The sequence below is a fragment of the Microbacterium sp. SLBN-146 genome, from assembly GCF_006715145.1.
Taxonomy (GTDB): domain Bacteria; phylum Actinomycetota; class Actinomycetes; order Actinomycetales; family Microbacteriaceae; genus Microbacterium.
In genome coordinates this window covers 160,930-180,028 of record NZ_VFMR01000001.1, presented here as the reverse complement: position 1 = coordinate 180,028, position 19,099 = coordinate 160,930, and the positions used below count along the sequence as shown (strand labels likewise).

Sequence of the window (19,099 nt, the reverse complement as noted above, 5' to 3'; positions counted from 1 at the left end):
CGATCGTACGATTGTCGCCATGTGTGGAATCGTCGGATACGTAGGCCCCCGCGACAGTCGGCCCATCCTGCTCGCGGGCCTCGCCCGACTCGAGTACCGCGGCTATGACTCGGCCGGTATCGCCGTCATCGACACGGATGGCGACCTCGTCATGCGAAAGCGCGCCGGCAAGCTCCAAGTGCTGCGTGACGACCTCGAGGCTCACGAACTCGCCGGCGGCACGACCGGGATCGGCCACACCCGGTGGGCGACGCACGGCGGACCCACGGATGCCAACGCGCACCCGCACCTCGCGGACGACGACAAGCTCGCCGTCATCCACAACGGCATCGTCGAGAACTACGCCGACCTGAAAGCCGACCTCGTCAGCGAAGGCCACGAGTTCCGCAGCGAGACCGACACCGAGGTGGCGGCAGTCCTCCTCGGACGCGAGTACCGCGCGAACGGCGGCGACCTCGTCGAGGCGTTCCGCTCCACCGTCAACCGGCTCGAGGGGGCTTTCACGCTCCTCGCCGTCCACGAAGACCACCCCGGACTCGTCGTGGGCGCGCGCCGCAACTCGCCGCTCGTCATCGGGCTCGGCGAGGGCGAGAACTTCCTCGGCTCCGACGTCGCCGCGTTCGTCGAGCACACCCGGAATGCCCTCGCGATCGGACAGGACGAGATCGTCGCGATCACTCCTGCGGGTGTCGAGGTCACCGACTTCACGGGAAACCCGGTCGAGGTCGAGCCGTTCGAAGTGACGTGGGATGCGTCCGCCGCCGAGAAGGGCGGATGGTCGAGCTTCATGGCCAAGGAGGTCTCGGAAGAGCCCGAGGCCGTCGCCAACACCCTCCGCGGCCGCGTCCGCGACGGCGTCGTCGCCATCCCGGAGCTCGACGGACTCGACGACCTCTTCCGCGACATCACCCGCATCGTCGTGATCGCGGCGGGCACCGCGGCGTACGCCGGCATGGTGGGCAAGTACGCCCTCGAGGCCTGGGCGCGTGTTCCGGTCGACGTCGAACTGGCCCACGAGTTCCACTACCGCGACCCCGTCATCGGCCCGAACACGCTCGTCGTGTCGATCAGCCAGTCCGGCGAGACGATGGACACCCTCATGGCCGTCAAGTACGCGCGCGAGCGGGGTGCCAAGACACTGTCGATCTGCAACACGCAGGGCGCGACGATTCCCCGCGAATCGGATGCCATCGTCTACACCCACGCGGGGCCCGAAGTCGCCGTGGCATCCACTAAGGCCTTCGTGGCGCAGATCACGGCGCAGTTCCTCCTCGCACTGCACATCGGCTTCATTCGCGGCGAGCTTTCGTCGACCGAAGTCGCGCAGCACGTCCTCGAGCTCGAATCCGCTCCCGAGAAGATCCAGCACATCCTCGACGTCGAGCAGGAGCGCATCGAGCAGTTCGCGCACTGGATGGCGGACACGCGCTCGGTGCTCTTCCTCGGGCGCCACGTCGGATACCCGATCGCTCTCGAAGGTGCGCTCAAGCTCAAGGAGATCTCCTACATCCACGCCGAGGGCTTCGCGGCGGGTGAGCTCAAGCACGGTCCGATCGCGCTCATCGAGCCGGGGCAGCCCGTCTTCGTGATCGTCCCGTCGCCGCGCGAATCGCCGCTTCTCCACTCCAAGGTCGTCTCGAACATCCGCGAGATCCACGCTCGCGGTGCGCGCGTCATTGCGATCGCCGAGGAGGGCGACGCCGCCGTGCTGCCGATCTCGGATGAGGTGCTGCGCATCCCGCTGTCGAGCCCCATGGTCCAAGCTCTCCTCACGGTCGTCCCGCTGCACATCTTCGCAATGGGCCTCGCGACGGCCAAGGGCCTCGACGTCGACCAGCCGCGCAACCTCGCGAAGTCGGTCACCGTCGAGTAGAGCGATAAAGTGACGGATGCCGCGTCCCGTCGCCCCCCACGCAGGGAACACTGCGGGTGACAGACCGCGCGCACCGGACGCCGCGGAGGACCACATGATCGTCGGGATCGGGATCGACCTGGTCGACATCGCGCGATTCGAGCGTTCCCTCGCGCGCACGCCGCGTCTGCTCGACCGCCTTTTCACGCCCGGGGAGCGGCCGCTGGCACCGCGCTCGCTCGCTGCGCGCTACGCCGCGAAGGAGGCGCTCATCAAGGCACTCGGCGGGTCGGACGGCGTGCACTGGACGGAGATCGACGTCACCCCCGAGCCGTCCGGGCGCCCACGCTTCACGCTCTCGGGCTCGACCGCCGCCGTGGTCGCGGGTCGTGGCATCACCGCCCTTCACCTGTCGATGTCGCACGATGCGGGTCTCGCGACGGCGTATGTCGTCGCGGAGTCGGTCGGAGACTCTGTGTCCGGCGCGACCGAGGCGTCGGATAAGCCTGCCGAGGTCGGAGGATCTGGCCCGGATGCTCTGACGAACGCGCGAATCTCCGACCGGGCCGACGACGGGAGCGGCGTATGAGCGGGCTCCCGGCCGGCACGATGCGCGAGGCGACGATCGACCTCGGCGCGATCGAGGCGAACGTCCGCCACTTCCGTCGGCTCACGGGCGTCGAGGTGCTCGCCGTCGTGAAGGCCGACGGCTACGGCCACGGCGCCGTCCGTGCAGCGGCCGCGGCGCTCGCCGGGGGAGCCGCGCGACTCGGCGTCGCCGACATCGGCGAGGCACTCGCCCTCCGACGGGGAGGGATCGTCGCGCCCGTCGTGGCGTGGCTCCACGCCCCCGGCGCCGACTTCCGCGAAGCCGCAGGGGCGGGCATCGAGCTCGGCATCTCGTCGTACGACCAGCTCACGCGCGCCGCGGCCGCGGCATCCGGAGACCATCCCGTCACGGTCCACCTCAAGATCGAGACGGGACTCTCGCGGAACGGCATCGCCCCCGCCGACTATCGCATCGTCTTCGCCGAGGCCGCGCGCCTCGAGCGCATCGGGAGGCTCCGCGTCGTCGGCATCTTCAGCCACCTCTCCAACACGACCCCCGACGACGACAGAGCGGCCCTCCATGCGTTCATGGAAGGTGTCGGCCAGGCGGCATCCGTGGGTCTGCGCCCCCCGATCCGCCACCTCGCGGCCACTCACGCCGCGATCGACCTCCCCGAGGCGCGGCTCGATGCCGTGCGCGTCGGGATCGGCATCTACGGGCTCTCGCCCTTCGCGGATCGCTCGTCGGCGGATCTCGGCCTCCGCCCCGCCATGACCCTCCGGGCGTCGGTCGCCGCCGTGCGCCGCGTGCCCGCGGGCACGGGCGTCTCGTACGGATACACGCACCGCACCGATCGGGAGACGACCCTCGTGCTCGTGCCGCTCGGCTACGCCGACGGGGTGCCGCGGCAGGCCTCGTCGCGCGGACCCGTGCGCATCGGCGGCCGCGACTTCGCGGTCGCGGGGCGCATCGCGATGGACCAGTTCGTCGTCGACGTGGGCGACCATCCCGTCGGAGTGGGCGACGCGGTCGTCCTGTTCGGCGATCCGACGCTCGGTGCGCCTGCGGCGAAGGACTGGGCGGATGCCGCCGGCACGATCGACTACGAGATCGTCACGCGCATCGGCCCCAGGGTGCCCCGGCGGCACATGCAGGCATGACGCCCCGGCGGCATCTCCCGGCATGAAACAGAGCGTCCGAGCGTTGGAGGAAGCGTGAGCACGACAGAATTCGACACGCTCGCGGGAGCCCGCGAGATCACCTCGTCGCAGCAGATGGAGCAGCTCGGCGAAGAGATGGGACGGATGCTCCGCCCCGGCGACCTCGTGATCCTGACGGGGCCGCTCGGCGCCGGGAAAACGACCCTCACGCGCGGGATCGCCGCAGGACTGGGCGTTCGCGGACCCGTCCAGAGCCCGACGTTCGTCATCGCCCGCACGCACCCCTCGCTCGTCGACGGGCCGCCGCTCGTTCACGTCGACGCGTACCGGCTGGGGTCGGGCGCCGAGCTCGACGACCTCGACATCGACTTCCCCGGGTCGGTCGTCGTCGCCGAATGGGGTGCTCCGTTCGCCGCGGCCGTCGCCGACCGGTGGTGGGAGGTCGAGATCGACCGCGAGTGGAATGGCCGCGGCGTCGACACGGCGTGCGGTGGATTCGGCCACGGAGAGGACCTCGACGCCGAGACGCCGCGTCTCGTGACGATCTCGCGCCGCGATGCCGCGGAAGCGGGCCGGTAGCCTGGACGACGTGATCCTCGGCATCGACACGTCTCTCGGCACCGCCGTCGCGGTCGTCGAGGCCGATGGGCTCATCCGCGCCGAGTCCTCGAGCGCGAATCCGCTCGGACACGCCGAAGTCATCGGCGACCTCCTCGTCGAAGCGCTCGCCGACGCGGGACTGGGTCCGATCGGAGCCACCGTCGCCCCGACCCCCGTGACCCTCACGCATGTCGCAGCGGGCATGGGGCCGGGGCCCTTCACGGGCCTCCGGGTCGGGATCGCCGCCGCCCGCGCGTTCGCGATGGGTCGCGGCATCCCGGTCGTCCCCGTCGTGAGCCACGATGCCGTCGCGCTGTCGATCCTGCTCGCCGACCCCGACGCGCTCGGCTTCGCCGTGGTCACCGACGCACGCCGCCGCGAGTTCGCGTACACGGTCTACGACGGCCTCGACGACGACGGACTCCCCGTGCGGACCGCCGAACCTGCGCTCGTGCCCCGCGACGAGCTCGACGCCCTGCTCGGCCGACTCGGCGTGGAGCGCCGCGATGCGGCATCCGTCTCGGCCGCCATGGTCGCACTCGTCGCCGCCCGCGCCCTCGCCGCCGACCGCGTCGTCGCGCCGGAAGACGCGCTCTACCTCCGCGCGCCCGACGTCACCCTCTCGGCAGGACCCAAGAAGGTGGGCGTGTGACGATCCGCCGCGCCACATCCGCCGACCTCGACGCCATCATGGCGATCGAGCGCGCGTCGTTCCCCACCGACGCGTGGTCCGACGCGATGATGCGCGAAGAGCTTCAGTCGCCGCACGGCTACTACATCGTCGACGTCCTGGCCGATCGCACGGTCGGCTACGCCGGTCTCCGCGCCGCAGCGGCGGCGAAGGATGCCGATGTGCAGACCATCACGATCGCCGACGCCGCGCGGGGTCGGGGGAGAGGGCGCGCCCTGCTCGGAGCCCTGCTCCAAGAGGCCGCGCGTCGTCGGGTGCGCGAGGTGTTCCTCGAAGTCCGGGCCGACAACCCCGTCGCGCAGTCGCTCTACGCCTCGGAGGGGTTCCTCGAGATCGCCCGCCGCCCGCACTACTACCAGCCCGATGACGTCGACGCCGTCGTCATGAAGCTCGACCTGTCGGGGTGGCACGCTCACCGCGGCGCTGCCGACCCGCGCGGTGCCGAGGAGATCCGCGGTTCTGAGGATGCTGGGGCGGCAGAACCGCCTCACGATGGCGGATCGCCTCAGGACCGCGCCCTGCCCGGGACGGGGTGGTGCACATGAACACGACCGAGCCTCTCGTGCTCGGCATCGAGACGAGCTGCGACGAAACCGGCATCGGGATCGTTCGAGGACGCACGCTGCTGTCCAACACGATCGCGAGTTCCATGGACGAGCACGCGCGCTACGGCGGGGTCGTCCCCGAGGTCGCCGCGCGCGCCCACCTCGAGGCGCTGCAGCCCGCCATCCGGGCGGCGCTCGCCGAGGCATCCGTGTCGCTGTCCGATCTCGACGCCGTCGCGGTGACGAGCGGACCCGGACTCGCCGGTGCGCTCATGGTCGGCGTCGGAGCGGCCAAGGCGCTCGCCGTCTCGCTCGACCGGCCCCTCTACGCCGTCAACCACCTCGTGGGGCACATCGCGGCGGACATCCTGACGGGCGACGACGTCGAGTATCCGACGGTCGCACTGCTCGTCTCGGGCGGACACACGTCGCTCCTTCTCGTGCGCGACCTGACGAGCGATGTCGAGCTGCTCGGCGAGACGGTCGACGACGCCGCGGGCGAAGCGTTCGACAAGGTCGCGCGCGTGCTCGGCCTGCCGTACCCCGGCGGCCCCGAGATCGATCGCGCGGCAGCAGAGGGTGATCCGACGGCGATCCGCTTCCCGCGTGGGCTCTCCCGCGCGTCGGACATGGCCGCGCACCGCTACGACTTCTCGTTCTCGGGACTCAAGACCGCCGTCGCGCGGTGGATCGAACAGCGGCAGGCTGCGGGCGAGGAGATTCCGGTCGCCGACGTCGCGGCATCCTTCCGCGAAGCGGTCGTCGACGTCCTCGTGACGAAAGCCCTCGCCGCGTGCGCCGATCACGGCGTTCCCCGCCTGCTGCTCGGCGGAGGCGTCATCGCCAACCGGCGGCTGCGCGACGTCGCCCTCGAACGGGCGGCTGCGGCCGGGGTCGCCGTGCGGATCCCTCCGCTCTCGCTCTGCACCGACAACGGTGCGATGATCGCCGCCCTCGCGGCGGACCTCATCCGCTCGGGCCGTCGCCCGTCGACCCTCGCGTTCGGAGCCGATTCGACGCTTCCCGTCACCGAGATCCAGGTCGCCGAGGGGGTCGCATGAACGACGACGTCGGTCGGCCCCGTGAGCCGGAGACGACGGATGCCACTCCCGCGACGCGCCGCTCGAACACCGCGCCCGACGTGCGCCCGGTGACCGACTCCCCGACGAAGGCCGCGGATGCCGCAACCGCCGGCTCCGATGCGGGGGTCACGGGAGGACTGCGCCGCCGCGCGACCGTCGACCCCGGCGACTCGCCTCCGCTTCCTCCCCGCCCGCCTGCTCCCGTCATCGAGCAGCCCTCGCCGGACGTCGAGCTGGGTCAGGCGACCGTCCTGCCGGGGGTGCACCGAGGCGGCTTCCAGCGGCTTCCGACCGAACCCGTCGGCCTCACGGTCGAGTCGGCCCCCGCGGAGCCCGGTACGGAGGATCGCCCCGTGGAGTGGATCATGCCCGAGCCGCGCCCGACGCGCGGCCTCGCCGGCTGGGCGCTCGCCTTCGCCATCGCGGGACTGGCCGTGTCGCTCGTCGTGGGCTGGGGATTCCCCCTTGGGCTGATCGGACTCATCGTCGGGATCGTGTCCCTGCGCCGACCCGGTGAGAGCCGCGCCCTCGCGATCTGGTCGCTCGCGCTGGCGGCGGTGTCGCTCCTGTACAGCGCTGGCTGGCTGCTCTGGGCGTCCAGCACCGGCACCCTCTTCGTCTGAGCGGCGCCTGTTCGATCGGGGCGCGGAAGCTCAGCTCACACGCGGTCGGCGAGAATCGCGATCCGCTTCGCCCCGACGCGCGTCAGGATGAGCGTCGCCTCCTCCTCGCCCTTGAGCTTGAGCGTCCGCCGCAGCACCGCCGGGTCGATGTCGACGCCCCGCTTCTTGATCTCGAGCCGCCCGATCCCGCGCGACCGCAGTGCCTGGCCGAGCTTCTTCGCGTCGGCGGGCAGCGTCTCGCGCACGCGGAACGACTGCACGAACGGGGACGTCACCGCGGCATCCGACGTCAGGTAGGCGATCTTCTCGTCGAGGACGCCCGCCTCGAGAGACCGCGCCACGTCGCCGATGAGGCGTGCCCGGATGACCGCTCCGTCGGGCTCGTGCAGGTAGGTGCCGAGTGCGCGCGGCGGCTCGTCCGCGGCATCCGCGCTCGCCGTCAGTTCGTGCGCCGCCTCGCCCCGGATCACGAGTGCCGCTCGCCGAACCCCCTCGCGCGCGAGGGCGCCTGACCACAGCACGAGCTCTATCGTCGAGCCCTCGGCGCTCACCCACTGGGCCTCGACATGGTCCGGGATGCTCGTGCGGTCGAGGCCCGGGCCGAGCTTGATGCCGGTCGGCATCCGGGTGGACAGCTCGAAACTCCAGTCGAGCGACGGAGACCAGTCCTCGGCGCGCGTGCGGCTCGTGTCACCGTGGCCGGCGGTCCGTCGGGCCGGATCGAGCCAGACCGCGTCGACGGCCGACAGGTCGCTGTCCTCTGCTGTTCCCTGACGCACGGTCGCGTCCTGGCCGAAGGGCGCGAGGTTGTATGCCGCGATGGCCGCAGTCACGTCGTCCACATCGACGGCGTCGACGTGCAGTCCGAGGCCAGCAAGACCGAGGGCGTCGCCGCCGATTCCACAGCCGAGGTCGGCCACGCGCTCGAGTCCTGCGTTGCGGAAGCGGGCCGCGTGGCGCACGGCGACGCCGAGGCGCGTCGCCTGTTCGAGACCGGCGCGCGTGAAGAGCATGCGGTCGGCCAGCTCGCCGAACTTCGCCCTGCCGCGCGTGCGCAGGCGCGCCTGCGTCACGACGGCGGTCACGAGCTCGGGGGAGTGGCCCGACGCGCGAAGGCCCGAGACGAGGCGGGCGACATCGTCCGTCGAGTCGACGGAGTCGACGGCGTCGAGCAGTCGGAGTCCCTCGGGTGTGAGCAGGGCGGTGAGCTCGGCCATCAGCATCCGGCCAGCCTACGACCGACACGCGACGACACAGGGTTGGCACTCACGTTGCGGGAGTGCCAACTCGTCCCTAGACTTGCATCAGCACTCTCGACGTCAGAGTGCTAACGAGTCTTCAGTCTCAAGAAAGAAGAGGTAAACCGTGTCGGTTTCCATCAAGCCGCTCGAGGACCGCATCGTCATCAAGCAGGTCGAGGCAGAGCAGACCACCGCGAGTGGTCTCGTCATCCCCGACACCGCCAAGGAGAAGCCGCAGGAGGGCGAGGTCGTGGCCGTCGGCCCCGGTCGCATCGACGACAACGGCAACCGCGTTCCGATCGACGTCTCCGTCGGCGACCGCGTTCTCTACAGCAAGTACGGCGGCACCGAGGTCAAGTTCGGCGCCGACGAGTACCTCGTGCTCTCGGCACGCGACGTGCTCGCGGTCGTCGTTCGCTGACACCCCTTTCACGAAGGACCGGATGCTTCGGCATCCGGTCCTTCGTCGTATCGGCCTGCAGCGTCCCTCTTCTGGCAGACATCGCTCGGTGGACGGCAGTCCCGCCGACGCAGGACGCGCCGTCGTGTGGGCGTGCGGTCCTAGGCTGGTGCGGTGACCCGCGAGACCGACCCGACATCCCCGACGAGCGATTCGGTGCTCGACCGGATCGGCGCGGCGGCGGAAGCCGAGGGCGGCGTCCCCGTCACCGATACGGGAGCGATCGCTCTCGCGGCACGAGAGCGGACGCTCGGCGGTGTCTACGCCTTCTCGGCGTACTTCCTGTGGGGGTTCCTGCCGCTGTACTTCGTCCTGCTCGCTCCCACGGGGCCGTGGGAGCTCGTGGCATGGCGCATCTTCCTGTCGCTCGCCTTCTGCGCGCTTCTGCTCACCGTGACGCGCTCGTGGAGCGCCCTGCTCCGGATCATGCGGCAGCCGCGCCTTCTCGGGCTCACGGCGCTCGCCGGCGCACTCATCTACGTCAACTGGCAGGTGTTCATGATCGGGGCACTCACCGGTCATGTCATCGAGACGAGCCTCGGATACTTCATCAACCCGATCGCAACGGTGCTGCTGGGCGTGTTCGTCCTGCGCGAGAAGCTGCGCACGACCCAGTGGATCGCCATCGGCTTCGCGGCGGCCGCCGTCGTCGTCATCATCGTCGGCTACCGGTCGTTCCCGTGGATCGCCCTCACCCTCGCGACGAGCTTCAGTCTCTACGGCCTCGTGAAGAAGCGTGTGGGCCCGTCCGTCGACGCTGTGAGCGGTCTGACGTTGGAATCGCTGTGGCTGCTTCCCGTCGCGGGAGTCCTGCTCACCGTCGTGGGGGCGACGACGGGCCTGACCATGGGGACGGTCAGCGTGCAGCACACGATCCTGCTGTCGCTCGCGGGCGCCATCACCGCCATCCCGCTCCTCTTCTTCGCCGCGGGCGCGCGTCGCACGACGCTCACCGTCATCGGTTTGCTGCAGTTCATCGCCCCGATCCTGCAGTTCATCACCGGCGCCTACATCCTGGGCGAGCCGATGCCCCTCGAGCGGTGGATCGGGTTCGGGCTCGTGTGGATCGCGCTCCTCGTGCTGACCGTCGACTCACTGGTGCACGTGCGACGGTCGCGCGCTCGCCGGTGATCCTCAGCGCACGAGGCGCGCGATCGCCTGCGTCGCTTCGGTGATCTTCTCGTCGGCCTCGGTACCGCCGAGCCGTGCGGCATCGACGACGCAGTGGCGGAGGTGATCGTCGAGGAGACCCAGTGCGACCGCTTCGAGCGCCGACGTCAGGGCGCTGATCTGCGTCAGGATGTCGATGCAGTACTTCTCGTCGTCGACCATCTTGTGGATGCCGCGGGCTTGACCCTCGATCCGCTTGAGCCGATTGAGGTACTTCTCCTTGTCGGTGATGTACCCGTGCGAGGCATGGACGTCTGTGGCATCGGTGTCGGTGGTCGGGGCATCGGTGGGGAAGTCGATCATGGTGTCCTCCGAGTGGGTCGGGTTGCGGCATCCGCGGTGTGAGAGCGGAACGATCGCAGACGCAGGCTGTTGCCGACGACGAAGACGCTCGACAGAGCCATCGCAGCCCCCGCGATCATCGGGTTGAGCAGCCCGAGGGCTGCGAGGGGGAGCGCCGCGACGTTGTACGCGAACGCCCAGAAGAGGTTGCCGCGGATGGTCCGCAGCGTCGAACGCGACAGGCGGATGGCGTCGACGGCGGCGCCGAGGTCTCCGCGCACGAGGGTGATGTCGGCGGCCTCGATCGCGGCATCCGTTCCCGTCCCCATCGCGATGCCGAGGTCGGCCTGCGCGAGCGCCGCGGCATCGTTGACACCGTCGCCGACCATCGCGACCGAGTGACCCTCGCTCTGGAGGCCCGCGACGATCGCCACCTTCTCGGCCGGCAGGACTCCGGCGTGCACGATCTCAATCCCGACCTCCTCGGCGACCGCGTGCGCGGCGCGAGGGTTGTCGCCCGTCAGCAGCACGGGAGTGAGCCCCAGTGAGCGGAGCTGAGCGACGGCCGCACGACTCGTGGGCTTGACCGTGTCGGCGAGGACCAGGATGCCGCGGGCTTCGCCGTCCCACGCGACGACGATCGCCGTGCGGCCCTTCTCCTCCGCCGCGGACATCGCTGCCTCGAGCGCCGCGGGGAGCGGGACGGACCAGTCCGCGAGCAGCGTGCGACGCCCGGCGATGATCGCGTGACCGTCGACGACGCCGGAAACGCCTGCGCCGGCGACGCTCTGGAAGCTCTCGACGGAAGGGAGTGGTCCGAGCTCGTCCTCGGCCGCCCGGGAGATCGCAACGGCGAGGGGGTGCTCGGACGCGTGCTCGACAGCGCCCACGAGGCGGATGAGCTCGGCGCGGTCGACCCCTTCCGCGGGCAGGACGTCGGTGAGCGCCATGCGCCCCGACGTCACGGTGCCCGTCTTGTCAAGCACGATCGTGTCGAGCGCGCGAGACTGCTCGAGCACGTCCGGCCCCTTGATGAGGATGCCGAGCTGGGCTCCGCGCCCCGTGCCGACCAGCAGCGCCGTCGGTGTCGCGAGTCCGAGGGCGCACGGGCACGCGATGATGAGCACCGCGACGGCGGCGGTGAAGGCGGATGCCGCGTCGAACCCCAGCGCGAGCCATGCGCCGAGAGTTCCGACGGCGAGCACGAGCACGATCGGGACGAAGACGCCCGAGATGCGGTCGGCGAGCCGTTGTGCGCGCGCCTTCCCGGACTGCGCCTCTTCGACCAGGCGTGCCATCTGCGCGAGCTGCGTGTCGGCGCCGACTCGCGTCGCGCGCACGACGAGTCGTCCGCCCGCGTTGAGCGTCGCCCCGATGACGGAGTCGCCGGCACGCGCTTCGACCGGCACCGACTCGCCGGTCACGAGAGAAGCGTCGATCGCGGAAACGCCGCTGACGACGACGCCGTCCGTCGCGACCTTCTCGCCCGGGCGAACCACGAACTCGTCGCCGGTGCGCAGCTCGGCGATCGGGATCCGACGCTCGGTACCGTCCCGGAGCACCGCGACGTCTTTCGCGCCGAGCTCGAGCAGTGCACGCAGGGCGGCCCCCGCGCGGCGCTTCGAGCGCACTTCGACATAGCGGCCGGCGAGGACGAACATCGTCACTCCCGCGGCGACCTCGAGGTAGATCTGGCCGGCGCCGTCGCCCGGGCTCACCGTCCACTCGAAGCCGTGGGTCATGCCCGGCATCCCGGCATGCCCGAGGAACAGCGCGTAGAGAGACCACAGGAAGGCTGCGGAGACGCCGAGCGAGATGAGGGTGTCCATCGTCGCGGCGCCGTGGCGCAGGTTGATCCAGGCAGCGCGATGGAAAGGCCACGCACCCCAGACGACGACGGGGGCGGTGAGGGCGAGGGACGCCCACTGCCAGTACGTGAACTGCAGCGCCGGGATCATCGCGAGCACGATGACGGGCACGCTGAGGATGACGGCGCCGATGAGTCGCTGACGCAGACCGGTCAGCTCGGGGTCGGCCGACTCGTCTTCGTCGGCGGATGGCGGCTGCGGCACGTGCGCGGTGTATCCGGTCTTCTCGACCTCCGCGACGAGGACGGCGGGGTCGAACCCGGCGGGCGCCCGGACGAGCGCCTTCTCGGTCGCATAGTTGACGGATGCCTCGACTCCGTCGATGCGGTTGAGCTTCTTCTCGATGCGGTTCGCACACGACGCGCACGTCATGCCGCCGATGTCCAGCTCGATCCGGGCGTCGGAGGCGGAGGTCGGGGATGCCACTAGACGCGCACCGCCTCGTAGCCCGCTTCGTCGACGGCGGCGAGGATCGCGGCATCCGTCACGGGCGTCGTGGACTCGACGATCAGCGCTCCGGTCTGTGCGCTCACATCGACGCGTTCGATCCCTGCGATCTGGGTGACTTCACGGCGCACGGAGGCCTCGCAGTGGCCGCAGGTCATGCCCGTCACTCGGTATTCGCTGATTTCCGTCATCGTCATCCCTCTCGTCGCCAACGCGAAGCGTCTTCCCGCATACCCTACCGGGGTACGTGATTCTCCAACAGAATACTCCCGAGGGGTATTCCGTGCTCGAAATTCTCTCAATGCAGTGTGCAGATTGATAACGATTGGGTCGCGTTACACATCGTTAACGAACGGCAACATTGCAGAGACCCGCGCGCCGTTAGGTTATGAGCTACTGGGTCGGCGCCCGAGCCGAGCCCGTGTTCACTCAAACAAGGAGAAACATGAGCGTCTTCACCCGCTCGCGCAAGACCACCGTTCTCGGTGGCATTGCGCTCGCCGGCGCCAGCGCCCTCGTCCTCGCCGGCTGTGCCGGCGGCGGCACGGGCGGCGAGACCAGCGCACCCCCCGCGACCGAAGAGCGTGACCTCACGCTGAGCATCGGAACGGTTCTGCCCCAGACCGGTTCGCTCGCCTTCCTCGGCCCGCCCGAGGAAGCCGGTGTCGGCCTGGCCGTCGCCGAGATCAACGAGGCCGCCAAGGGCATCACCGTCGAGGTCGAGTACGGCGACTCGGGTGACACCGACAACAAGGCATACGAGACGACGGTTCCCCGTCTCCTCGGCAACGGCGTGCAGGCGCTCATCGGTGCGGCATCCTCGGGTGTCACGAAGCTCTTCCTCGACCAGGCGGTCGGCGCGGGCGTCATCACCTTCTCGCCCGCCAACACCTCGCCCGACTTCACCACGTGGGACGACGACAACCTGTACTGGCGCACGGCTCCGTCCGACCTGCTCCAGGGCGAGGTCCTCGGAAACCTCATCGCCGAAGACGGCAACTCGTCGCTCGGCATCATCTACCTCAACGACGCGTACGGCACGGGCCTCGAGGCCGCGCTGACCGAGACGTTCGAGAGCACGGGTGGATCGGTCGTCGCCAGCGAGTCCTACAACGCCGGTGACACGAACTTCTCGGCTCAGGTCTCGTCGATCCTCGCCCAGAACCCCGACGCGATCGCGGTCATCGGGTTCGAGGAGACGTCGACGATCGTCCCGACGTTCGTCTCGAGCGGCTTCGCCGGCGACAAGTTCTACTTCGTCGACGGAAACCTGTCGCAGTGGGGTGCCGACATGCCCGTCGACATCGCCGGCTCGAAGGGCACGCTGCCCGGACCGAAGCTCGCAGATGACTTCCAGGAGCGCGTCTCGGCTCAGTGGCTCGAGCAGGGTGACGGGTCGGAGCTCGAGGACTTCTCGTACGCGGGCGAGTCCTACGACGCTGTGGTCCTCCTCGCTCTCGCGGCTCTCGCGGCGAACTCGACCACTCCGGCCGACATCGCGGGCAGCCTCCAGGAGGTCTCCGGTGGTTCTGGTGAGGGCGAGAAGTGCGACACGTTCGCCGACTGCGCCGACATCATCCTCGGCGGCGGCGTCGCGGACTACGACGGCTACTCCGGTGGCGTCGCGTTCGACGAGGCCGGCGACCCGACCGAAGCGACGATCGGTGTCTACCAGTACGAGGACGGCAACAACTACGTTCGCATCAACTGATCTCTGATCAGCTGATTCGTTAGCTAAGGAGGCCCCGGTTCCGCGAGGAACCGGGGCCTTCTGCCGTGGGGAGGACGCCACTCCGCGGTTCACTTGTCTCAAAGGGCGGTCACGACGCCGCGTAGCCCGCCCTTTGAGACAAGTGAACAGGAGGCCCTGTGCGTGCGGCCGAGCCCATGAGTAGGAGGGGCTGTGCAGCTGTCCTCGCCGCGGCATCCCTCGGTTCACTTGCCTCAAAGGGCGGTCACAACGCCGCGCAGGCCGCCCTTTGAGACAAGTGAGCGGGAAGAGGTCCGAGCGTCAGCGTCAGTGCGGCACGGCGGGGCTCAGCGGCAGCAAAGCGGCACCTCCTCGCATCCCGCGGTTCACTTGTCTCAAAGGGCGGTCACAACCCCGCGCAGCCCGCCCTTTGAGGCAAGCGAAAGAGCTGGAGCGGGCATAGAACGAGGGAGGGGGCGGATGCCGCAGCATCCGCCCCCTCCCTCGTTCTGTCGGTGTCAGTCCTCTTGACCGAGCGAACCCAGGTACAGGCCGATCACCTTGGGGTCGTTCAAGAGCTCGCGGCCCGTGCCGTGGTAGGCATCGCGGCCCTGGTCGAGCACGTAACCGCGGTCGCAGATCTGCAGGCAGCGGCGCGCGTTCTGCTCGACCATGATCGTCGTCACGCCCGCCTTGTTGATGTCGGAGACGCGAATGAACGCATCGTCCTGACGCACCGGCGACAGACCCGCGGACGGCTCGTCGAGGAGCAGGACGGCGGGGTCCATCATGAGCGCCCGCGACATCGCCACCATCTGACGCTCACCGCCGGAGAGCGAACCCGCGCGCTGCTTGAGGCGCTTGCCCAGCTCCGCGAAGATGCCCGTGACGAACTCCAAGCGCTCGGAGTACGCCTTGGGCCGCTGATACAGACCCATCTGCAGGTTCTCTTCGATCGTGAGCGACGGGAACACGTTGTTCGTCTGCGGGACGAACCCGACGCCGCGCTTGACGAGCTTGTCGGACTTGAGTCCGACGATGCTCTCGCCGTTGACGGTGATCTCGCCGCCGCGCACCTTCACCATGCCGAAGATGGACTTCAGAAGCGTCGACTTGCCGGCGCCGTTCGGTCCGATGATGCCGATCAGCTCCCCCTTGTGAGCGATCAGGTTGGCACTGTTGATGATGTTGATGCCGGGAAGGTAGCCCGCGTCGAGGTTCTTCACCTCGACGACGACACGGTCGCTCTTGGCGCCCTCACCCAGGGGAGCGTCACCCGAGCGGGTGCGCGAATCGCTCGAACCCGAGGCGGGTACCGAGCCTGTCGATGGCTGGCTCATTTGTTCTCCTCCTCAGCCTGGGCGAGATCGTCGGCCTCGGCCTCGTCGATCTCTTCCAGCAGTTCGATCGCCGAGGTGTTCAGCTCACCCTCGACGCGACCCGTGACGACACCGAGGTCGACGTCCTGGTGCGCACCGAGGTACGCGTCGATGACGGCCTGGTCCTGCATGACGGTGTCGGGCGGCCCTTCCGCGACGATGCGGCCCTCAGCCATCACGACGACCCAGTCGGCGATGTGACGGACCATGTGCATGTCGTGCTCGACGAAGAGCACGGTCATACCGAGATCCTTCAGATCGAGGATGTGGTCGAGCAGCGACTCCGTGAGGGCCGGGTTGACCCCGGCCATCGGCTCGTCGAGCATGACGAGCGTCGGGTCGTTCATGAGCGCACGGGCCATCTCGAGGAGCTTGCGCTGACCGCCCGAGAGCGATGCGGCGTAGTCCTCGGACTTCGCGTCGAGCTTGAACCGCTTGAGAAGGCCGTGTGCCTTCTCTTCGATCTCGGTGTCCTGCTTGCGCCAGATCGCCGGGATCATGCTCGACCAGAACCGCTCGCCCTTCTGGTGCGGGGCGCCGAGCTTCATGTTCTCGAGCACTGTCAGCAGCGACAGTGCCTTCGTGAGCTGGAAGGTGCGCACCTGACCCATGCGGGCGACCTTGAACGACGGGATGCCGCTCAGGTCTTTGCCGTCGAAGCTCCAGGTGCCCGTGTTCGGCTTGTCGAAGCCGCACAGCAGGTTGAAGAGCGTCGTCTTGCCGGCACCGTTGGGGCCGATGAGCGCCGTGATGGCGTTTCGCGGCACCTCGAGGTGGTCGACGTCGACGGCCGTGAGGCCGCCGAAGCGGCGCGTGACCTTGTCGACGACGAGGATCGGGTCGAACTTCGCCACCCCGGGGACGGGTGCGCCCTTGGCAAGACCTTCGGTCTTGGGGCGGCGGATGCTCCCTGTCGTCGGCGGAGTGCCGGCGTCGGGGGGAGTGCTGTTACTTGACAAAGGTCAGCTCCCTCTTGTTTCCGAGGATGCCCTGTGGGCGGAAGATGACGAGCAGCATGAGCGCGACGCCGACGAGGACGAAGCGCAGTGTGCCCGCCTGGATGGGCGAGATCGGCAGGATGCCCGACGACGCGAGTGCCGGGAGCACGCCGTCGAGGAAGGCCATGATCACCCAGAAGATGACGGCACCGAGAGCGGGGCCGAACACCGTGGCAGCGCCACCGAGGAGCAGGATCGTCCAGATGAAGAACGTCAGGCTCGTCGTGTACGTGGCCGGGACCACTGCGGACGGCAGTGCGAACACGACGCCACCGAGGGCTCCGAAGATGCCACCGAGCACGAGCGACTGCATCTTGTAGGCGAAGACGTTCTTGCCGAGCGAGCGCACGGCATCCTCGTCTTCACGGATGCCCTTCAGCACGCGACCCCACGGGCTGCGCATGACGGACCAGACGATGAAGACTGCGATCGCCAGAAGGATGAGTCCGAAGACACGCACCCACAGGGCCGTCTCCGAGAACACCCACGGGCCGAATCCATACGTTCCGGGCGGGAACGGGTTCGCCGCGCGGAATCCCTCGTGGTATCCGCCGAGCCCGTCGGCCGAGTTCGTCCACTCGTCGAACACCGTCGTGGTGAACATGAGGCGCACGATTTCGGCCGCGGCGATCGTCACGATGGCGAGATAGTCCGCTCGCAGTCGCAGCGTCGGGATACCGAGGATGAGCGCGAAGACCGCTGCGCCCGCCATTCCGATGATGATGCCGAGCCACCAGGGCAGCCCGAACGACAGGATCGAGATCGCGTAGCTGTACGCGCCGATCGCCATGAAGCCCGCCATACCGAAGTTCAGAAGGCCGGTATAGCCGAAGTGAACCGCAAGTCCGGTCGCCGCCAGTGCATAGGCGATCGTCGTCGGGCTGAACAGCCAACCCGCGGTGTTGTTGAGAATGCCTCCCCAATCCATGGTCGCCTCCTAACCGAGTCTCTCTTTGCGGCCCAGGATTCCCTGTGGCCTGACGAGCAGAATGAGAATGAGCACGGCGAGCGCACCCACGTACTTGAGGTCGGACGGCATCCAGAGGGTCGAGACCTCCACGAGCAGGCCGACGATGATCGAGCCGATGAGCGCGCCGAACGCTGTTCCGAGGCCACCGAGGGTGACCGCGGCGAAGATGAGCAGCAGGATGTGCACACCCATGTCCCAGCGGACGCCCGGACGGAAGTAGCCCCACAGGATGCCAGCGAGGGCCGCCAGCGCTGCGGAGATGATCCAGACCGTGCGAATGACACCGTCGACATTGATTCCGGATGCTGCGGCGAGGCCCGGGTTGTCGGAGATGGCGCGTGTGGCCTTTCCGACGCGAGTCCGCAGGAGCCAGAACGCCACGGCGACGATCACGACGATGCTGATGCCCATCGACATCATGTCGATGACCGACAGCCGGATGGGTCCCAGGATCTGGATCTTGGGAGCCCCGGCGTCGGGGAGCTGCACCGTGCCGCCGCCCATGAGGAACTGGTAGAGGTAGCGCACCGCGAGAGAGAGTCCGATGCTCACGATCATGAGCTGGACGAGACCGATGCCCTTGCGCCTGAGCGGTTTCCACAGTCCGGCATCCAAAGCCCAGCCGAACGCGCCGCCGACGATGATGACGATCGGGATCGTCAACCACATCGGAATCTGCAGGCCCACGCCGAGCGCGACCGCGATGATGGCGCCGAACGTCACCATCTCGGCGTGCGCGAAGTTCGTCAGGCCCGTCGTTCCGAAGATCAGCGAGACGCCGATCGATGCGAGGGCCAGCAGCAGACCGAAGTTGAGGCCGTTGATGACACGTTCGACGAACTGATCGAAGAACGACGTCGTCACGCGCTCACCCGCCCCCAAGAACAGGTTGATGATCTTGGAACCGGTCAGGCCGAACTCGACCTCGAACGAGCCCGACGTCCCCTGCATGGGCTGGATGCCCTCGGCGAGAAGCGTGGGGTCGACGATGACCCCATCCGGGAGCGTCGACTCGTCGATCGTGAGGACGTACGTCTCCTTCTCGGGGACGTAGAGGCGCCAGCGCCCCTCGGCATCCGTCACGGTCTCGGCGTCGAAACCGTTGCCTTCGATCGTCATGGTGACGCCCGCGACGGGCTCATCATCGTTCGTGACGATGCCGCCGAAGTAGAAGTCGGTGACTTCCTGTTCTTCGGGGGGATCGTCGCTATCCGCCCAGGCACCCTGCGGCGCCTGGAGAAAAAGCATCATTGCCGCGAACAGCGCGGCGGCGACGACAAGCAGCCATCGCCGCGGTCGCCTAGCGATCACAGTCGTAGGACCCACAGAACCTCCAAGCCAGCACCACGCGCACCGAAGCTCGGGTCGCAATCGGCCGTGATGAACGACGGTACGACCCTAATGTGTCATGAGTGTTTCGCACACCTCTCTTTCTGTAGCCGTGACCGAATCGGAACCACGCGAAGTGCGCGAGGGTGAGCACGATGACGA

At 68.7% G+C, this 19,099-nt stretch carries 19 protein-coding genes; 11 read left to right on the top strand and 8 right to left on the bottom strand.

Annotation, left to right across the window (positions count from 1 at the left end):
* Positions 1-19: 19 nt before the first annotated feature.
* The 8 genes from glmS to FBY39_RS00595 all read left to right on the top strand — a co-directional run bounded on the left by glmS (position 20) and on the right by FBY39_RS00595 (position 7,103).
* Positions 20-1,873 carry a glutamine--fructose-6-phosphate transaminase (isomerizing) gene (gene glmS / locus FBY39_RS00625; RefSeq protein ID WP_141929753.1) on the top strand — a complete coding sequence of 618 codons (1,854 nt, stop codon included), beginning with the start codon at positions 20-22 and terminating at the stop codon, positions 1,871-1,873.
* A 94-nt stretch (positions 1,874-1,967) separates the two neighbouring features.
* On the top strand, positions 1,968-2,441 hold the full coding sequence (locus FBY39_RS00620; RefSeq protein WP_141929752.1) for a holo-ACP synthase: 474 nt from the start codon (positions 1,968-1,970) through the stop codon (positions 2,439-2,441).
* A complete protein-coding gene (gene alr / locus FBY39_RS00615) occupies positions 2,438-3,562 on the top strand; it encodes an alanine racemase (protein WP_186336909.1) in 1,125 nt (374 codons plus the stop codon). Before FBY39_RS00620 ends, alr begins: the two co-directional genes overlap by 4 nt.
* Before the next feature lie 54 nt (positions 3,563-3,616).
* Positions 3,617-4,141, top strand: coding sequence for a tRNA (adenosine(37)-N6)-threonylcarbamoyltransferase complex ATPase subunit type 1 TsaE (gene tsaE, locus FBY39_RS16490; RefSeq protein WP_260837381.1), 525 nt, complete (start codon positions 3,617-3,619; stop codon positions 4,139-4,141).
* 10 nt (positions 4,142-4,151) lie between these two features.
* Complete coding sequence (gene tsaB / locus FBY39_RS00610) at positions 4,152-4,814, top strand: tRNA (adenosine(37)-N6)-threonylcarbamoyltransferase complex dimerization subunit type 1 TsaB (RefSeq protein ID WP_141929751.1); 663 nt, start codon at positions 4,152-4,154, stop codon at positions 4,812-4,814.
* Positions 4,811-5,398, top strand: coding sequence for a ribosomal protein S18-alanine N-acetyltransferase (gene rimI / locus FBY39_RS16635; protein ID WP_141929750.1), 588 nt, complete (start codon positions 4,811-4,813; stop codon positions 5,396-5,398). The genes tsaB and rimI overlap by 4 nt, the downstream gene beginning before the upstream one ends.
* Complete coding sequence (tsaD, locus tag FBY39_RS00600) at positions 5,395-6,459, top strand: tRNA (adenosine(37)-N6)-threonylcarbamoyltransferase complex transferase subunit TsaD (RefSeq protein ID WP_141929749.1); 1,065 nt, start codon at positions 5,395-5,397, stop codon at positions 6,457-6,459. The genes rimI and tsaD overlap by 4 nt, the downstream gene beginning before the upstream one ends.
* Positions 6,456-7,103: a hypothetical protein gene (locus tag FBY39_RS00595; RefSeq protein ID WP_260837380.1), complete on the top strand. Its 648-nt coding sequence runs from the start codon at positions 6,456-6,458 to the stop codon at positions 7,101-7,103. The genes tsaD and FBY39_RS00595 overlap by 4 nt, the downstream gene beginning before the upstream one ends.
* Positions 7,104-7,138: 35 nt before the next feature.
* Here FBY39_RS00595 and FBY39_RS00590 read toward each other — a convergent pair whose 3' ends face one another.
* Positions 7,139-8,326 (bottom strand): THUMP-like domain-containing protein, encoded by a 1,188-nt coding sequence (locus tag FBY39_RS00590; protein ID WP_141929748.1) that lies wholly within the window; start codon positions 8,324-8,326, stop codon positions 7,139-7,141.
* A 142-nt stretch (positions 8,327-8,468) separates the two neighbouring features.
* Here FBY39_RS00590 and groES point away from each other — a divergent pair, with 142 nt between their 5' ends.
* Both groES and rarD read left to right on the top strand, forming a co-directional pair.
* Positions 8,469-8,765 carry a co-chaperone GroES gene (groES, locus tag FBY39_RS00585; RefSeq protein ID WP_120775280.1) on the top strand — a complete coding sequence of 99 codons (297 nt, stop codon included), beginning with the start codon at positions 8,469-8,471 and terminating at the stop codon, positions 8,763-8,765.
* Positions 8,766-9,026: 261 nt separating this feature from the next.
* Positions 9,027-9,935 carry an EamA family transporter RarD gene (rarD, locus tag FBY39_RS00580; RefSeq protein WP_141933759.1) on the top strand — a complete coding sequence of 303 codons (909 nt, stop codon included), beginning with the start codon at positions 9,027-9,029 and terminating at the stop codon, positions 9,933-9,935.
* Between the two features lie 3 nt (positions 9,936-9,938).
* Here rarD and FBY39_RS00575 read toward each other — a convergent pair whose 3' ends face one another.
* The 3 genes from FBY39_RS00575 to FBY39_RS00565 are packed head-to-tail and all read right to left on the bottom strand — an operon-like array spanning position 9,939 to position 12,762.
* On the bottom strand, positions 9,939-10,277 hold the full coding sequence (locus tag FBY39_RS00575; RefSeq protein WP_141929747.1) for a metal-sensitive transcriptional regulator: 339 nt from the start codon (positions 10,275-10,277) through the stop codon (positions 9,939-9,941).
* A complete protein-coding gene (locus FBY39_RS00570; protein ID WP_141933757.1) occupies positions 10,274-12,496 on the bottom strand; it encodes a heavy metal translocating P-type ATPase in 2,223 nt (740 codons plus the stop codon). Before FBY39_RS00570 ends, FBY39_RS00575 begins: the two co-directional genes overlap by 4 nt.
* Before the next feature lie 53 nt (positions 12,497-12,549).
* Entirely contained in the window at positions 12,550-12,762 is a 213-nt protein-coding gene (locus FBY39_RS00565; RefSeq protein ID WP_141933755.1) for a heavy-metal-associated domain-containing protein, read from the bottom strand.
* A gap of 254 nt (positions 12,763-13,016) precedes the next feature.
* Here FBY39_RS00565 and FBY39_RS00560 point away from each other — a divergent pair, with 254 nt between their 5' ends.
* Positions 13,017-14,282: an ABC transporter substrate-binding protein gene (locus FBY39_RS00560; RefSeq protein WP_141929746.1), complete on the top strand. Its 1,266-nt coding sequence runs from the start codon at positions 13,017-13,019 to the stop codon at positions 14,280-14,282.
* Positions 14,283-14,779: 497 nt separating this feature from the next.
* On the opposite strand, the gene FBY39_RS00555 is transcribed toward FBY39_RS00560, so the two are convergent.
* The 4 genes from FBY39_RS00555 to FBY39_RS00540 are packed head-to-tail and all read right to left on the bottom strand — an operon-like array spanning position 14,780 to position 18,859.
* Positions 14,780-15,601: an ABC transporter ATP-binding protein gene (locus FBY39_RS00555; protein WP_260837378.1), complete on the bottom strand. Its 822-nt coding sequence runs from the start codon at positions 15,599-15,601 to the stop codon at positions 14,780-14,782.
* Positions 15,598-16,545, bottom strand: coding sequence for an ABC transporter ATP-binding protein (locus tag FBY39_RS00550; protein WP_141933753.1), 948 nt, complete (start codon positions 16,543-16,545; stop codon positions 15,598-15,600). The genes FBY39_RS00555 and FBY39_RS00550 overlap by 4 nt, the downstream gene beginning before the upstream one ends.
* A 43-nt stretch (positions 16,546-16,588) precedes the next feature.
* On the bottom strand, positions 16,589-17,566 hold the full coding sequence (locus tag FBY39_RS00545) for a branched-chain amino acid ABC transporter permease (RefSeq protein ID WP_141929745.1): 978 nt from the start codon (positions 17,564-17,566) through the stop codon (positions 16,589-16,591).
* Positions 17,567-17,575: 9 nt separating this feature from the next.
* Positions 17,576-18,859, bottom strand: coding sequence for a branched-chain amino acid ABC transporter permease (locus FBY39_RS00540; protein ID WP_141929744.1), 1,284 nt, complete (start codon positions 18,857-18,859; stop codon positions 17,576-17,578).
* Positions 18,860-19,099 lie beyond the last annotated feature (240 nt).

Bases quoted from the DNA above. Each gene is read 5' to 3' on its own strand.
- glmS (WP_141929753.1), top strand. From the start codon at position 20: ATGTGTGGAATCGTCGGATACGTAGGCCCCCGCGACAGTCGGCCCATC.
- FBY39_RS00620 (WP_141929752.1), top strand. From the start codon at position 1,968: ATGATCGTCGGGATCGGGATCGACCTGGTCGACATCGCGCGATTCGAG.
- alr (WP_186336909.1), top strand. From the start codon at position 2,438: ATGAGCGGGCTCCCGGCCGGCACGATGCGCGAGGCGACGATCGACCTC.
- tsaD (WP_141929749.1), top strand. From the start codon at position 5,395: ATGAACACGACCGAGCCTCTCGTGCTCGGCATCGAGACGAGCTGCGAC.
- FBY39_RS00595 (WP_260837380.1), top strand. From the start codon at position 6,456: ATGAACGACGACGTCGGTCGGCCCCGTGAGCCGGAGACGACGGATGCC.
- FBY39_RS00590 (WP_141929748.1), bottom strand. From the start codon at position 8,326: ATGCTGATGGCCGAGCTCACCGCCCTGCTCACACCCGAGGGACTCCGA.
- FBY39_RS00575 (WP_141929747.1), bottom strand. From the start codon at position 10,277: ATGATCGACTTCCCCACCGATGCCCCGACCACCGACACCGATGCCACA.
- FBY39_RS00570 (WP_141933757.1), bottom strand. From the start codon at position 12,496: ATGACGTGCGCGTCGTGTGCGAACCGCATCGAGAAGAAGCTCAACCGC.
- FBY39_RS00565 (WP_141933755.1), bottom strand. From the start codon at position 12,762: ATGACGGAAATCAGCGAATACCGAGTGACGGGCATGACCTGCGGCCAC.
- FBY39_RS00560 (WP_141929746.1), top strand. From the start codon at position 13,017: ATGAGCGTCTTCACCCGCTCGCGCAAGACCACCGTTCTCGGTGGCATT.
- FBY39_RS00555 (WP_260837378.1), bottom strand. From the start codon at position 15,601: ATGAGCCAGCCATCGACAGGCTCGGTACCCGCCTCGGGTTCGAGCGAT.
- FBY39_RS00545 (WP_141929745.1), bottom strand. From the start codon at position 17,566: ATGGATTGGGGAGGCATTCTCAACAACACCGCGGGTTGGCTGTTCAGC.
- FBY39_RS00540 (WP_141929744.1), bottom strand. From the start codon at position 18,859: ATGATGCTTTTTCTCCAGGCGCCGCAGGGTGCCTGGGCGGATAGCGAC.